Annotated in this window: 14 protein-coding genes and 2 tRNA genes; 5 read left to right on the plus strand and 11 right to left on the minus strand. The window is 67.3% G+C overall.

Annotated elements, in window-relative coordinates:
- The first annotated feature begins 13 nt into the window (after window positions 1-13).
- Window positions 14-1,714, plus strand: coding sequence for a Stk1 family PASTA domain-containing Ser/Thr kinase (pknB, locus tag RWQ91_RS05065; RefSeq protein WP_314503167.1), 1,701 nt, complete (start codon window positions 14-16; stop codon window positions 1,712-1,714).
- 35 nt (window positions 1,715-1,749) lie between these two features.
- Here pknB and RWQ91_RS05070 read toward each other — a convergent pair whose 3' ends face one another.
- Genes RWQ91_RS05070 through RWQ91_RS05080 form a run of 3 tightly spaced genes read right to left on the minus strand, consistent with a single transcriptional unit; the run spans window position 1,750 to window position 3,361 of the window.
- On the minus strand, window positions 1,750-2,388 hold the full coding sequence (locus tag RWQ91_RS05070; RefSeq protein WP_314503169.1) for a glutamine amidotransferase-related protein: 639 nt from the start codon (window positions 2,386-2,388) through the stop codon (window positions 1,750-1,752).
- An 8-nt stretch (window positions 2,389-2,396) separates the two neighbouring features.
- Window positions 2,397-2,552, minus strand: coding sequence for a hypothetical protein (locus tag RWQ91_RS05075; protein WP_314503170.1), 156 nt, complete (start codon window positions 2,550-2,552; stop codon window positions 2,397-2,399).
- A complete protein-coding gene (locus tag RWQ91_RS05080) occupies window positions 2,552-3,361 on the minus strand; it encodes a class E sortase (protein ID WP_314503172.1) in 810 nt (269 codons plus the stop codon). Before RWQ91_RS05080 ends, RWQ91_RS05075 begins: the two co-directional genes overlap by 1 nt.
- A 107-nt stretch (window positions 3,362-3,468) precedes the next feature.
- Between RWQ91_RS05080 and RWQ91_RS05085 the strand changes: the two genes are divergently transcribed.
- Window positions 3,469-3,708: a cell division protein CrgA gene (locus RWQ91_RS05085; RefSeq protein WP_314503173.1), complete on the plus strand. Its 240-nt coding sequence runs from the start codon at window positions 3,469-3,471 to the stop codon at window positions 3,706-3,708.
- 148 nt (window positions 3,709-3,856) lie between these two features.
- Here the strand turns inward: RWQ91_RS05085 and RWQ91_RS05090 are convergent, their stop codons facing one another.
- Together RWQ91_RS05090 and RWQ91_RS05095 are read right to left on the minus strand one after the other, a co-directional pair.
- A complete protein-coding gene (locus RWQ91_RS05090; RefSeq protein WP_314503174.1) occupies window positions 3,857-4,735 on the minus strand; it encodes a rhomboid family intramembrane serine protease in 879 nt (292 codons plus the stop codon).
- A 14-nt stretch (window positions 4,736-4,749) separates the two neighbouring features.
- Window positions 4,750-5,322 carry a peptidylprolyl isomerase gene (locus tag RWQ91_RS05095; RefSeq protein WP_314503175.1) on the minus strand — a complete coding sequence of 191 codons (573 nt, stop codon included), beginning with the start codon at window positions 5,320-5,322 and terminating at the stop codon, window positions 4,750-4,752.
- A gap of 97 nt (window positions 5,323-5,419) precedes the next feature.
- On the opposite strand from RWQ91_RS05095, the gene RWQ91_RS05100 reads away from it, so the two are divergent.
- Both RWQ91_RS05100 and RWQ91_RS05105 read left to right on the plus strand, forming a co-directional pair.
- Window positions 5,420-6,004 (plus strand): DNA helicase, encoded by a 585-nt coding sequence (locus tag RWQ91_RS05100; RefSeq protein ID WP_314503176.1) that lies wholly within the window; start codon window positions 5,420-5,422, stop codon window positions 6,002-6,004.
- An 85-nt stretch (window positions 6,005-6,089) separates the two neighbouring features.
- On the plus strand, window positions 6,090-6,569 hold the full coding sequence (locus tag RWQ91_RS05105; protein WP_314503177.1) for a YbaK/EbsC family protein: 480 nt from the start codon (window positions 6,090-6,092) through the stop codon (window positions 6,567-6,569).
- On the opposite strand, the gene RWQ91_RS05110 is transcribed toward RWQ91_RS05105, so the two are convergent.
- From RWQ91_RS05110 to RWQ91_RS05120, 3 genes are all read right to left on the minus strand, one after another.
- Window positions 6,570-6,995, minus strand: a complete 426-nt coding sequence (locus RWQ91_RS05110; RefSeq protein ID WP_314503178.1) for an NUDIX hydrolase — start codon at window positions 6,993-6,995, stop codon at window positions 6,570-6,572.
- Between the two features lie 59 nt (window positions 6,996-7,054).
- A tRNA-Ala gene (locus tag RWQ91_RS05115) sits at window positions 7,055-7,127 on the minus strand.
- Window positions 7,128-7,140: 13 nt separating this feature from the next.
- Window positions 7,141-7,214 (minus strand) — tRNA-Ile (locus RWQ91_RS05120).
- 134 nt (window positions 7,215-7,348) lie between these two features.
- Here RWQ91_RS05120 and RWQ91_RS05125 point away from each other — a divergent pair.
- Entirely contained in the window at window positions 7,349-8,071 is a 723-nt protein-coding gene (locus tag RWQ91_RS05125) for a VIT family protein (RefSeq protein ID WP_314503179.1), read from the plus strand.
- 7 nt (window positions 8,072-8,078) lie between these two features.
- On the opposite strand, the gene RWQ91_RS05130 is transcribed toward RWQ91_RS05125, so the two are convergent.
- From RWQ91_RS05130 to gyrB, 3 genes are read right to left on the minus strand one after another with little or no spacing between them, the layout of a single operon-like run.
- Window positions 8,079-8,483, minus strand: coding sequence for a DUF3566 domain-containing protein (locus RWQ91_RS05130; protein WP_314503180.1), 405 nt, complete (start codon window positions 8,481-8,483; stop codon window positions 8,079-8,081).
- Complete coding sequence (gene gyrA, locus RWQ91_RS05135) at window positions 8,480-11,071, minus strand: DNA gyrase subunit A (protein WP_314503181.1); 2,592 nt, start codon at window positions 11,069-11,071, stop codon at window positions 8,480-8,482. Before gyrA ends, RWQ91_RS05130 begins: the two co-directional genes overlap by 4 nt.
- 49 nt (window positions 11,072-11,120) lie before the next feature.
- On the minus strand, window positions 11,121-13,175 hold the full coding sequence (gyrB, locus tag RWQ91_RS05140) for a DNA topoisomerase (ATP-hydrolyzing) subunit B (protein ID WP_314503182.1): 2,055 nt from the start codon (window positions 13,173-13,175) through the stop codon (window positions 11,121-11,123).
- Window positions 13,176-13,270: the final 95 nt, after the last annotated feature.

Here is a 13,270-nt window from a genome sequence, read left to right on the forward strand (position 1 = left end):
CCGAGGAGTGACCGTGACAGCTGAGCCGCGCGTGCTTTCGGGACGCTACCGCATCGACGAGCTCATCGGTCGCGGTGGCATGGCGACGGTGTTCCGAGGCTACGACCTCACCCTGGGCCGGCAGGTCGCCATCAAGCTGCTCAACCGCGATCTCGCGAACGACAACTCGTTCCGCACCCGGTTCCGCCTCGAGGCGCAAGCGGCCTCCCGCATGGCCCACCCGACGATCGTCCGCGTGTTCGACGCCGGGGAAGACAGCGAGGCTTCCCCCGACGGCACGGTGCACCCCCTTCCGTACATCATCATGGAGCTCGTTCACGGCGCACTACTCAAAGACGTGATCGCCGCCGGTCCCGTGCCGTTGACCGACGCCGTGCGCTACGTGGACGGCATCCTCGAGGCACTCGAGTACTCCCACCGCGCCGGCGTGGTCCATCGGGACATCAAGCCGGGCAACGTGATGGTCACCGATGCCGGACAGGTCAAGGTCATGGACTTCGGCATCGCCCGCGCGGTGTCCGACTCGTCCTCGACCGTCGCCGAGACCACGCAGATCCTCGGCACCGCCGCGTACTTCTCGCCCGAGCAGGCGAAGGGCGAGCCGGTCGACGCGCGCGCCGACGTGTACTCCTCGGGTGTCGTGCTGTACGAACTGCTGGCCGGCCGGCCGCCCTTCCGGGGCGAGTCCCCCGTCGCCGTCGCCTACCAGCACGTCAGCGAGGCCCCGGTGGCGCCGTCCGAGGTGAACGAGTCGGTGCCGCGGTCGCTGGACACCGTGGTGCTGCGGGCACTCGCGAAGGATCCGTTCCAGCGCTATCAGGATGCGGCCGCGTTCCGCGAGGCGCTGGATGCGACCGTGGGCGGAAAGGTGCCCTCCAAGCGCGCCGTCGGCGCGCTGACGAGCGAGCTCTACGGCCCCAACCCCAAGCAGGCGGCCGAGACCGCCCGGTCGCTTCGCCAGCTCAGCACCGACACGACGATGAAGCGCACGCAGTCGGGTCCACCCGTCGCGTGGATCTGGGCCGGCGTGGCGATCATCGCCGTGCTGCTGATCTCGGTGCTCTTCTGGGTCATGTCGATCCGTCCGGGAGGCGAGGTGCCCTCGACCGCCAGGATCGTTCCGGATGTCACGGGCATGACCTATGAGCGCGCGAACACTGAGATCGGCGAAGCCGGGCTGAACTCCTTCCGGGTGGATGAGCCCAACGCAGATGTCGCCGTGGGAAACGTCATCCGGACGGATCCCGTGGCCGGTGCCTCCATGACCCCGGGTCAGGAGGTGCGCGTGTACGTGTCCTCCGGACAGGAGACGACGACGGTGCCGACGCTGGAAGGACTGGGACAGGATGCTGCGGCGGCGGCTCTGCAGGCGGCCGGGCTCGTGCTCGGAACCGTGACGCCGCGCAACGATCCCGCACTGGGCGCGGGGACGGTCATCTCGGCCGATCAGCCGGCCGGCGCGACGCTTCCACTCGGTGCCGCGGTGAACGTCGTGTCGGCGACCGGGCGCGTGGTGATCATCGATGTGACCGGGTACACCGTCGAGGCCGCGACCCGCGAACTCGAGAGCCCCGAGTCCCAGCTCGTGGTCATCCCCCAGGAGGACCCGTCCTGCACGGCCGCGAACCCGCCCGTCGTCCTGACGCAATCCGTTCCGCCGGGCGAAGCACCGATCCACGCCGAAGTGGTGCTCTCCTTCTGCAGCGGCCCCTGACCAGGGTCGAGCGCCCGCCGGTGTGACCGGATCCTTCAGCGACGCGGATGCAGCAGCGCTCCGTGGGCGGCGGCATCCGGGAATCCGACGACCTCCAGCCAGTTCCCCAGCAGGCGGTGACCGCCCTCGGTGAGGACGGACTCGGGGTGGAACTGCACGCCCGTGATGCGCGCGGAGCGGTGTGCGATGCCCATGATGACACCGCCCTCGGTTCGACTGGTGACCAGGAGCTGCGGCGGCAGCGTCGCGGGCACGACGGCCAGGGAGTGATACCGGGTCGCCGTGAAGGGGCTGGGCAGCCCGGCGTACAGGCGGCTGCCGTCGTGTTCGACGAGCGAGGTCATGCCGTGCATCAGTTCGGGCGCGTGCGCGACCGTCGCGCCGAAGGCCTCCGCGATGGCCTGGTGACCCAGGCAGACTCCGAGCAGCGGTACGTCGGCCTCGTGCGCGGCCCGGACGACGGCGACCGAGGCGCCTGCGGTCGCGGGGGCCCCGGGTCCCGGCGAGATCAGCACGCCCCGATAGGACGAGACGAGGGATGCCGCCGATGGCGGCGTGATCGCGTCGGCTTCGACGAGGTCCGTCGCGGCACCGAGCTCGTGCAGATACCCGACCAGCGTGTGCACGAAGCTGTCATGATTGTCCACCACGAGGATGGGGGCACGATCAGCCAAGGCCCGCTTCACTGGACCGTGACCTCCTGGGGATTGACCAGTTCGCTGATCCACGGGAAGACGAAGAAGAACAGGCCGTAGAGCACCGCCGCCGCCAGCGCGACGAGGATCAGCGTTCGCATCCACCAGGGCCCGGGAAGGACCCGCCACAGCGCACCGTACATCAGGCGTCGACCCCCGCGGTGAGCGCGACCGGGGGACCGGACGCACGCGGAGTGAAGGACTCGAACACCCCGTACGCCACGATGCGCTCGGTCATCGAGTACATCGGGCTGCAGCTGGTCATCGTGATGTAGCGCGAACCGGCGGGCGCGTCCTGCACCTGGGGTACGGGCAGGAGCACTTCGATCTCGTCCGGCGTGACGTATTCCAGGGTGCGGAACCGGTAGGTGTACCAGCCGGCTTCGGTCTCCACGACGATCGCGTCGTTCACATGGAGTTCGGCGAGGCGGTTGAAGGGCGCGCCCCAGGTCGTCCGGTGCGCGGCCACGGCGAAGTTCCCTACGCCGCCGGGCATGGGTGTTCCCGGGTAGTGCCCGATACCGATCGGATCCAGAGTGCCGGCGCGCGTCACCCCGCCCGCGACCTGCCAGGCGTAGTCGGCTCCGAACCGGGGAATGCGCATGACCGCGAACGTCTCGCCGTCTCCGGCTTCGGGCAGGATCACCGGTTCCGCCTGCGGCGGTGCCGGTGTCTCCGTGGGCGTCGCCTCGGCGGAGGCGGTCGGGGCAGGAGTCGTCGCCGCCGGATCAGCGTATTCCTGCTCCCACTGCTCGGACAGGTCCTGGCCGACCGCGGTGCGCTGCGCGCCGAAGATCAGGTCGCCGATCCACAGCTGCCATCCGACGTAGAGCAGCGTGAGCACGCCGGCCGTGATCAGCACCTCGCCGAGCACACCTGCAACCGAGAGGCGGCGACGCGACGGTCGAGCGCGCGGGGTGGACGGGACCGGGTCATCGTTCGTCTCATCCACACGTGGATTCTAACCAGCCGCGGCTGGGACTCCGTCCGGCCGGGCACGCGCGGGAGTCGCACGGCACAGCGACGGGGCCCGCGAGCAGGGAGGGTAGGATATTGCGCATGGCACGACCCGGCAGAGACGACGACTCACTCGTGGAGCGCAGCGAAGGCGAACTCGCACCGAATCCGGTGTGGTTCAAGCCGATCATGATCGGCCTCATGCTTGTCGGTCTCGTCTGGGTGCTCGTGTTCTACCTGAGCGGCATGCAGTACCCGATCCCGGGCATCGACGCCTGGAACCTCGTGATCGGCTTCGGCATCGCGTTCATCGGCTTCCTGATGACCACGCGCTGGCGCTAGCCGCAGCAGACGACGAAAAGCCCCGGCCTGACCGGGGCTTTCGCATGTGCGGAAGTTCTCAACAGGGTTCTGGACACCTGTGAATTACACCGCTGTCATTTGTCCCCAGGTGTGGATGAACCTGTGGATAAGTGCCGCGGATCGTGGTCTAGAAGAACACGAGCGGCGGAACCAGCAGCAATGCCAGAAGCGCGGCGCCCAGGGCGACCAGAAGCCAGACCTGCAGCATCCGTCGGCGCACCGAGCGGGTGCGCGCGTAGATCAGCCCGACGAGTGCGCCGACCACGAGTCCGCCCACGTGCGCCTGCCATGACACGTTGAAGCCGGGGATGAATCCGATCACGAGGTTGATCACGAGGATGATGGCGATTCCCGCGATGTTCGCCCCGATGTGGCGGCCGATCACGATCAGGGCGCCGAAGAGCCCGAAGATCGCGCCGGACGCGCCGACGACCGGAGTGGTGAACGACAGCAGCGCGACGGCGACGGAGCCGCCCAGTGCGCTGAGGACGTAGAGCACCAGGAAGCGTCCGTGACCCAGCAGCGGCTCGAGGCTCCGACCGATCATCCACAGCGCCAGCATGTTCAACCCCACATGCCAGAACCCCGCGTGCACCAGAGCAGCGGTCAGCAGGCGCCACGGCTCGAATGTCCCCGTCAGCTCGGGGTACAGCGAAGGCGCCCAGAACAGCAGCGTGTTCTGCACCGTCTCGCCCACCCCGGGGATCAGACCCACCAGGAACGCGAGGGCCGTGATCCCGATGATCGCGTAGGTCACCAGAGGGCGCGAGTCCGAGGCGGTCACCGCACGCGGGCGCGCCCACCGGCGTTCAGCCGTGCGCTGCGCCGGCGTCTGTGCCTTCTTCTGCTCCGCCAGGCACTCCGGGCAGATGACACCCACCGCCGCCTGCGTCTGGCACTCGGGACAGATCGTACGCAGGCATCGCTGGCACAGCACGAAGCTCTGCCGGTCCGGGTGCCGGTAGCAGAAGTTGTCGCTGTTGCGATTGCGCTCGGGGGCGGTCACGGACGAACGGGCGCCTAGACCGCGACGACGTCGACGGACTGCAGGACGACCGGCTCCACAGGTCGATCACCGGCGGCCGTCGGAAGGTCGCTGATCGTGTCCACCACGGCCTTCGAAGCGTCGTCGACCACTTCGCCGAAGATGGTGTGCTTGCCCTGCAGCCACTCGGGTCCCCGGCCGCCCTGTCCGGGCACGGTGATGAAGAACTGGGATCCGTTCGTGCCCTCGGGGCGTCCGGTGATCGCGTTGCGTCGCAGACCGGCGTTGGCCATTGCGAGCTTGTACGGCGCGGTGAAGGTGAGCTCGCCGTTGATCTCGTCGTTGAAGTTGTACCCCGGCCCGCCGGTTCCCTGCCCCAGGGGGTCGCCGCCCTGGATCATGAAGCCCGAGATGATGCGGTGGAAGACGACGTCCTTATAGAGGGGTCCCTCGCCGGGCTTGCCCGTCGCCGGGTCGGTCCAGCTCTTGGATCCGTCCGACAGGCCGATGAAGTTCTCGACGGTCTGGGGAGCCTGGTCGCCGAAGAGGTTCACGACGATGTCGCCGTAGTTGGTGTGCAAGGTCGCTACTGCAGTGTGGTGAGGCATGTCAACCATTGTCTCAGAGTTCGGTGGGAACCCTTCCGTCTGGGGTGCCGTCTGGCAAGATGGGACGACTACATCCCCCGGCCTTAGGGAGGGCAACGTGAGCGTCAATCGCAAGCGCAAGAAGGAACTCCGCAAACTGCAGGTGCAGGCGAACAACCTGTGGGAGTCGCAGCAGGTTCTCGTCGGCGAAGCCGCGAACATCGCCCGCGAGGCGGGCCGGCAGCTCGGCCACTTCAATCGGGAGCAGGTCATCCCCGGAGTCCAGGCGAGCTACGGCAAGTACGCCGCACCGTACGTCGACAAGAGCAAGCAGTTCTCCAAGCAGGTGCTCTCCGACAAGGTGGTGCCCACCGCCGGTGCGGTCGTCGGCTCGGCGCTGTCGGTCTGGGATGCCGCGAACGACACGCGTTCGCGTTTCGCCGCCGGTAAGGGCTTCTCGCTTCCCGACGCGTCGGTCTACGCGAAGAAGGCCGACAAGTACAGTGCTCAGGCATCGAAGAAGCTGGCCGCGAAGCTCGCTGTCCTCGATCCCCCCAAGCAGGGCATCGGAGCCGGTGGTGTGGTCGCGATCATCCTCGGAATCGCCGCTGCCGCAGGAGTCCTGTATGCCGCGTGGCAGACCCTCCGCGCCGATGATGAGCTCTGGGTGGCCGACGACCCGCTCCGGGCCCCGGACGCGTGACGCGAGCTCGCGGGCGTATCGCGATCTGAGACGAACGAAGGGCTCCGCCGGTGGCGGGGCCCTTCGTCGTGGGTAGGGTGTAGCGATGACGGAGTCCGATCCCACCCAGCGCGTCCGAGATGCGGCATCCGCTCGCTCTCTGGCGATCGAGATCCGCGAACGCCCTGCGGCCGGGAGCCTGAACGAGGCCGCCGCCCTGCTCGGCATCCCTCCGGCCGGCATCGTGAAGACGCTCGTGGTCAAACGCAGCGACGACACCTACCTGTTCGCGCTCATCCCCGGCGATCGAGCCATCTCGTGGCCCAAGCTGCGCGCGGTCGTGGGGGTCAACAAGCTGCAGCTGCCCGACCCGGCCCGTGCCCTGGCCGCCACCGGCTACGAGCGCGGCACGATCGTCCCGGTCGGCAGCTCGCACGACTGGCCGGTCTTCGCGGACGAACGCATCACCGGCGAGCGGGTCGCGATGGGTGCCGGCGCTCACGGCTTCAGCATGTTCGTCGACGCCGACGACCTGATCGCGGCCTATGGCGCGACGGTCGCCGACATCTCGCAGGCGACCTCCTGATCAGTCCTGGGCGGCCATCTTCAATGCGATGTCCACGAGCTTGACCCGCTGCAGCCCCGCGACCGCCGGCAAGGGGAACCACTCGGCACGGTCGGTGGAGCCGCCGATCTCGTTGCGGAGCCTGCCCCCGATCACCCGAGCGCGGTAGACGATGCGGATCGCGTGCAGCGGTCCGGTGGCGTCGGATGCGAGGCGCCTTCCGGCCGGGATCACCCGCGAATGGATGCCGAGCAGCTCGCCGACCGCCACGCGATAGCCCGTCTCCTCGCGTACCTCGCGGCGCGCCGCGTGCTCCGGATCCTCGCCCGCTTCGAGCCCGCCGCCGGGCAGCGTCCATGCTGCGCGGCGGCCCTCGTTCCAGTGGGCGAGCAGCATGCGGTCGTCGGCGTCGATGATGACGGCGTACGCCGCGACACGCATGTCCATGCGTCCGACTCTACCGACGGGAAAAGCGCCGGCCCGTTCGGGCGGCGCTTTTCGATCCGTGGAGCCTAGGAGATTCGAACTCCTGACATCCTGCTTGCAAAGCAGGCGCTCTACCAACTGAGCTAAGGCCCCGGGGCTGGTGGTGTGGGGGTACCAGGACTTGAACCTGGGACCTCTTCATTATCAGTGAAGCGCTCTAACCGCCTGAGCTATACCCCCGATATTGCGCGGCGCGAGCGCCGTCAACCTCCAAGACTTTACCTGACGGGTTCGGAATTGACGAATCCACGCAGACCGTGATTTCTCCGGCGGCGCGTCGCGCGGGAGGGCGAGGAAGGGAGTTGACTGACCCCATGAGCATGGAAGAACCGGCGCACGTCGGAGAAGCGCATTCCGGTGGCGTGGGCCAGCGACTGAACTGGCTACGGGCCGGGGTACTCGGAGCCAACGACGGGATCGTCTCGGTCGCATCTCTCGTCGTCGGAGTCGCCGGCGCGACGACCGACACCCCGGCGCTGCTCGTGGCAGGGGTGGCCGGTCTCGTGGGCGGGGCGATCTCGATGGCCCTCGGCGAGTACGTCTCGGTGAGCAGCCAGCGCGACAGTGAGCGGGCTCTGATCGCGAAGGAGACCCGCGAGCTGCGGGAGATGCCCGACGAAGAGCTCGATGAGCTGACCCAGCTGTACCGAGCGCGCGGGCTCACCGACCAGACGGCCCGGCAGGTCGCGATCGAACTGACCGCCCACGACGCCCTCGCCGCTCACCTGGAGGTGGAGCTGCACATCGATCAGGACGATCTGGTGAGCCCGTGGCAGGCCGCGGCCTCATCGGCTGTCGCGTTCACCCTGGGGGCACTGCTCCCGCTGCTGACGATCCTGCTGCTGCCGGCGGCGCTGAAGATCCCGCTCACCTTCGTTGCGGTGCTGATCGCTCTCGCCGTCACCGGCACGGTCTCGGCGCACCTCGGCGGCAGCGGGAAGCTGCGCGCCACCGTCCGATTGGTGGTCGGGGGCGCGCTGGCGCTGATCGCCACCTGGGCGATCGGCACGCTGCTCGGAACGACCGTCGTCGCGTGAGTGCGCGCTAGTTGGAGGTGAACCCGACCAGCAGTCCGCCGGTGACCTTGACGGCGAGGTTGTAGATGCCGGCGAGAACCGCGCCGAGCACTGTGACCACGACGAGGTTGAGGATCGCGACGATCGCGGCGAAGGCCATCACCTGAGGCAGACCGATGAACGCGGTGATCGAGACCCCGCCGTCCGAGAAGCTCTGGAAGAACTCGTCGACCTTGCCGATGAGCCCCGTCGTCTGCACGACCAGGTACACCAGGAAGAAGCTGACGACGGTGACGATCGCGAGCGCGACGGCCGCCAGGAACGACAGCTTCACCGCCGACCAGAAGTCGATGTACACCAGCCGGAGGCGCACCTGCTTGGCGCTGGTCTTGTGGCTGGATTTCTTGGCGAGCTTGTCGGCTACGGTGCTCATGCGTCAGTACTCTCTTCGGGGATCTCGGGCGAGGCCTCGGATGGAACCGACACCGCAAGGTCCTGCGCTGCGTCGGGTGCCTCAGTGATTTCGGCGAGACCGCGCTCTCCGTTGCGTGCGATCGCAATGATGCGGTCGGCCTCGTCGGCGCGGGCGAATACGACGCCCATGGTGTCGCGGCCCTTGGCGGGGACCTCGGCCACGGCAGAGCGTACCACCTTGCCGCTGGCAAGAACCACCAAGACCTCGTCGTCCTCGGCGACCATCAGACCGCCCGCCAGGACGCCCCGATCGTCGCTCAGACGCGCCACTTTGATTCCCAGACCGCCGCGACTCTGCCCCCGGTACTGGGCGATATCGGTGCGTTTGGCATACCCGCCGTCGGTCACCACGAACACGTACGCACCGGATCGGGCGACGGATGCCGACAGCAGGCTGTCGCCGCCGCGGAAGGACATTCCCTTGACGCCCTCGGTCGAGCGGCCCATCGGGCGCAGCGACTCGTCGCTCGCGGTGAAGCGCAGCGACATGCCGAGACGACTGATGAGCAGGATGTCATCGCCTTCGTCCACAAGCAGCGCACTGACGACCTCGTCGCCGTCCGCCTCCTCCTGACCGCGGAGCTTGATCGCGATGACGCCGCCCTGGCGGTTGGTGTCGTACTCGGTCAGTCGCGTCTTCTTGACCAGGCCGCTGCGGGTCGCGAGGACGAGATAGGTTGCGACGCTGTAGTCCCGGATGTCGAGGATCTGCGCGATCTCCTCGCCCGGCTGCAGTGCGAGCAGGTTCGCGACGTGCTGGCCCTTGGCGTCCCGGCCCGCTTCGGGCACCTCGTACGCCTTCGCGCGATAGACCCGACCCTTCGTGGTGAAGAACAACAGCCAGTGGTGGGTGGTCGTGACGAAGAAGTGCTCGACGACGTCGTCCGCGCGCAGCTGCGCGCCCTTGACCCCGCGACCGCCGCGGTGCTGCTGACGGTAGTTGTCGCTGCGCGTGCGCTTGATGTAGCCGTCACGGGTGACCGTGACCACCATCTCCTCCTCGGGGATGAGGTCTTCGATCGACATGTCGCCGTCGTAGCCGGCGAGGATCTGGGTGCGCCGGTCATCGCCGAAGCGATCGACGATCGAGGTGAGCTCGTCACGGATGATCGTGCGCTGCCGGGTCGGGTCGGCGAGGATCGCCTTGAAGTCGGTGATCTGCAGCTCGAGCTCGGCGGCCTGGTCGATGATCTTCTGACGCTCGAGAGCAGCCAGTCGCCGCAGCTGCATGGTCAGGATCGCGTCCGCCTGGATCTCGTCGATCTCCAGGAGCTCCATCAGCCCGTCGCGCGCCTCTTCCACCGTCGGCGAGCGCCGGATCAGCGCGATGACCTCGTCGAGCGCGTCGAGTGCCTTCAGATAGCCGCGCAGGATGTGCATGCGCTTCTCCGCCTCGCGGAGGCGATACTGCGTGCGTCGGACGATGACTTCGATCTGGTGATCGATCCAGTGCGTGATGAAGCCGTCGAGCGGCAGCGTGCGCGGCACGCCGTCGACGATGGCCAGCATGTTGGCGCCGAAGTTCTCCTGCAGCTGGGTGTGCTTGTACAGGTTGTTGAGAACGACCTTGGCGACGGCATCCCGCTTCAAGACGATCACGAGCCGCTGGCCCGTGCGATCCGAGGTCTCGTCGCGGATGTCGGCGATGCCGGTGATCTTCCCCTCGCGAGCGAGGTCGCTGATCTTGACCGCGACGTTGTCGGGGTTGACCTGGTACGGCAGCTCCGTGATCACGAGGCACGTGCGGCCCTGGATCTCCTCGACGTTCACGACCGCGCGCATCGTGATCGATCCGCGCCCGGTGCGGTAGGCGTCCTTGATGCCGCGGGTGCCGAGGATCTGCGCGTGGGTCGGGAAGTCGGGACCGGGAATGCGCTCCATGAGGGCGTCCAGCAGCTCATCGCGCGTGGCGTCCGGGTTCTCCAGCGCCCAGAGGGCTCCGGCCGAGACCTCACGCAGGTTGTGCGGCGGGATGTTCGTCGCCATGCCGACCGCGATGCCGACCGACCCGTTGACCAGCAGGTTGGGGAAGCGGGCCGGCAGCACGACGGGCTCGCGCGTCTGACCGTCGTAGTTGTCCTGGAAGTCGACGGTCTCCTCTTCGATGTCGCGAACCATCTCGAGGGCGAGGGGCGCCATCTTGGTCTCGGTGTATCGCGGAGCAGCGGCGCCCTGGTTTCCGGGAGAGCCGAAGTTCCCCTGACCGAGCGCCAGGGGGTAGCGCAGCGACCATGGCTGCACGAGACGGACGAGGGCGTCGTAGATCGCGGTGTCACCGTGCGGGTGATAGTGGCCCATCACTTCGCCGACCACGCGGGCGCACTTGGAGAACGACTTGTCCGGACGGAACCCGCCGTCGTACATCGCGTAGATCACGCGGCGATGCACGGGCTTCATGCCGTCGCGCACATCGGGCAGCGCGCGGCCGATGATCACGCTCATCGCGTAGTCGAGATAGCTGCGCTGCATCTCGGACTGCAGATCGACCTGGTCGATCTTGCCGTGATTGTGCGCGGGGGTCAGTTCCGGACGGTCTGCGTCAGTCATCGGTGTCGTTTCGTCTCGTGCCGTGAGTCAGGGACATCGGATCGGAGGATCAGATGTCGAGGAAGCGGACGTCCTTGGCGTTGCGCTGGATGAATCCGCGGCGGGACTCGACGTCCTCGCCCATCAGGATCGTGAAGATCTCGTCGGCCGCGGCCGCGTCGTCGATGGTCACCTGCCGGAGCGTGCGCGTCTCGGCATCCATCGTCGTCTCCCACAGTTCCTTGGCGTTCATCTCACCCAGACCCTTGTAGCGCTGGATGCTGTTGTCTTTCGGTATCCGCTTGCCTCCGGCGAGGCCCTCCGTAAGGAGTGCATCGCGCTCGCGGTCGCTGTAGACGTATTCGTGCGGCGCGTTGGACCACTTGATCCGATACAGCGGCGGCTGCGCCAGGTAGACGAAGCCGGCCTCGATGAGCCCGCGCATGTAGCGGAACAGGAGCGTCAGGAGCAGCGTCGTGATGTGCTGTCCGTCGACGTCGGCATCGGCCATCAGGACGATCTTGTGGTACCTCGCCTTGTCGATGTCGAAGTCCTCGCCGATGCCCGTGCCGAACGCCTGGATCATCGCCTGCACTTCGCGGTTGCCCAGGGCGCGATCCAGCCGTGCGCGTTCGACGTTGAGGATCTTGCCGCGCAGGGCCAGGATCGCCTGAGTGTGCGGATCGCGACCCTGCACGGCCGAGCCGCCGGCCGAGTCGCCCTCGACGAGGAAGATCTCGCTGATCGACGGGTCCTTCGACGTGCAGTCCTTCAGCTTGTCCGGCATGGCCGCGCTCTCGAACACGCTCTTGCGGCGGGCGGTCTCGCGCGCCTTGCGCGCCGCGAGTCGCGCGGTGGCGGCATCGATCGCCTTGCGGATGATGTTCTTGGCCTGCACCGGGTTGCGGTCGAACCAGTCGCCCAGCCGATCACCGACGACCTTCTGGACGAACGCCTTCGCCTCGGTGTTTCCCAGCTTGGTCTTGGTCTGGCCCTCGAACTGCGGCTCGGAGAGCTTCACCGAGATGACGGCGGTCAGTCCCTCGCGGACGTCGTCGCCCGAAAGGTTCTCGTCCTTCTCCTTGAGCAGGTTGTTCGCACGGGCGTACTTGTTCACCAGGGTCGTCAGCGCCGCGCGGAATCCCTCCTCGTGCGTGCCGCCCTCGTGCGTGTTGATGGTGTTCGCGTAGGTGAACACGTTCTCGGTGTAACTCGTGGTCCACTGCATGGCGACCTCGAGCGCGATCTTGCGCTCGGTGTCCTCGGACTCGAAGTCGATGACCTCGTCGTTGACGTGGTCCGCCTTGCGGACGCGGTTGAGGTATTCGACGTAGTCGACGAGTCCACGCTCGTAGAGGAAGCTGTCGTTGCGCTGCTGCAGCACGACCTCTCCCGGCTCGGTCTCCTCCTCGTACGCAGAGGACGGACGCTCGTCGACCAGGTCGATGCGCAGTCCCTTGTTCAGGAACGCCATCTGCTGGAAGCGGCTGCGCAGGACCTCGTACTCGAAGTCGATCGTCTCGAAGATCTCGGCGTCCGGCCAGAACGTGATCGTCGTGCCGGTTTCGGAACTCTCCTCGGCGCGTTCGAGCGGCGACACCGGAATGCCTCCGTCCCGGTAGGACTGCCGCCAGACGTATCCCTGGCGTCGCACCTCGACATCGAGCCGGGTCGAGAGGGCGTTGACGACCGACGATCCCACGCCGTGGAGGCCGCCCGAAACCGCATAGCCCCCGCCGCCGAACTTTCCGCCCGCATGCAGCACGGTCAGCACGACCTCGACCGTCGACTTGCCCTCGGTCTTGTGCATGTCGACCGGGATGCCGCGGCCGTTGTCGACGCAGCGCACCCCGCCATCGGGCAGGATCGTCACGACGATCGTGTCGCAATAGCCGGCGAGCGCTTCGTCGACGGAGTTGTCCACGATTTCCTGCACGAGGTGATGCAGGCCGCGCGGACCGGTCGAGCCGATGTACATTCCGGGGCGCTTGCGCACCGCCTCGAGCCCTTCGAGGACCTGGATCTCGTCCGCGCCGTATTCGACGTGTGTCCGTTCGGCTTGCACCGGTTCTGCGGATCGCTGTTCGGGTCGCTCGGGCAGGCTGTCAGCGGTCTCAGACGTCATATTCTCGGTGCGCTCCACATCGTGTTTCAGGCTCCATCAGTCTATCAAGGAACCGCTCTCACGCGAGCATGTACGCCCCTGTGGCGCCCTGGATT

It is taken from the genome of uncultured Microbacterium sp. (assembly GCF_963524805.1).
GTDB lineage: Bacteria > Actinomycetota > Actinomycetes > Actinomycetales > Microbacteriaceae > Microbacterium.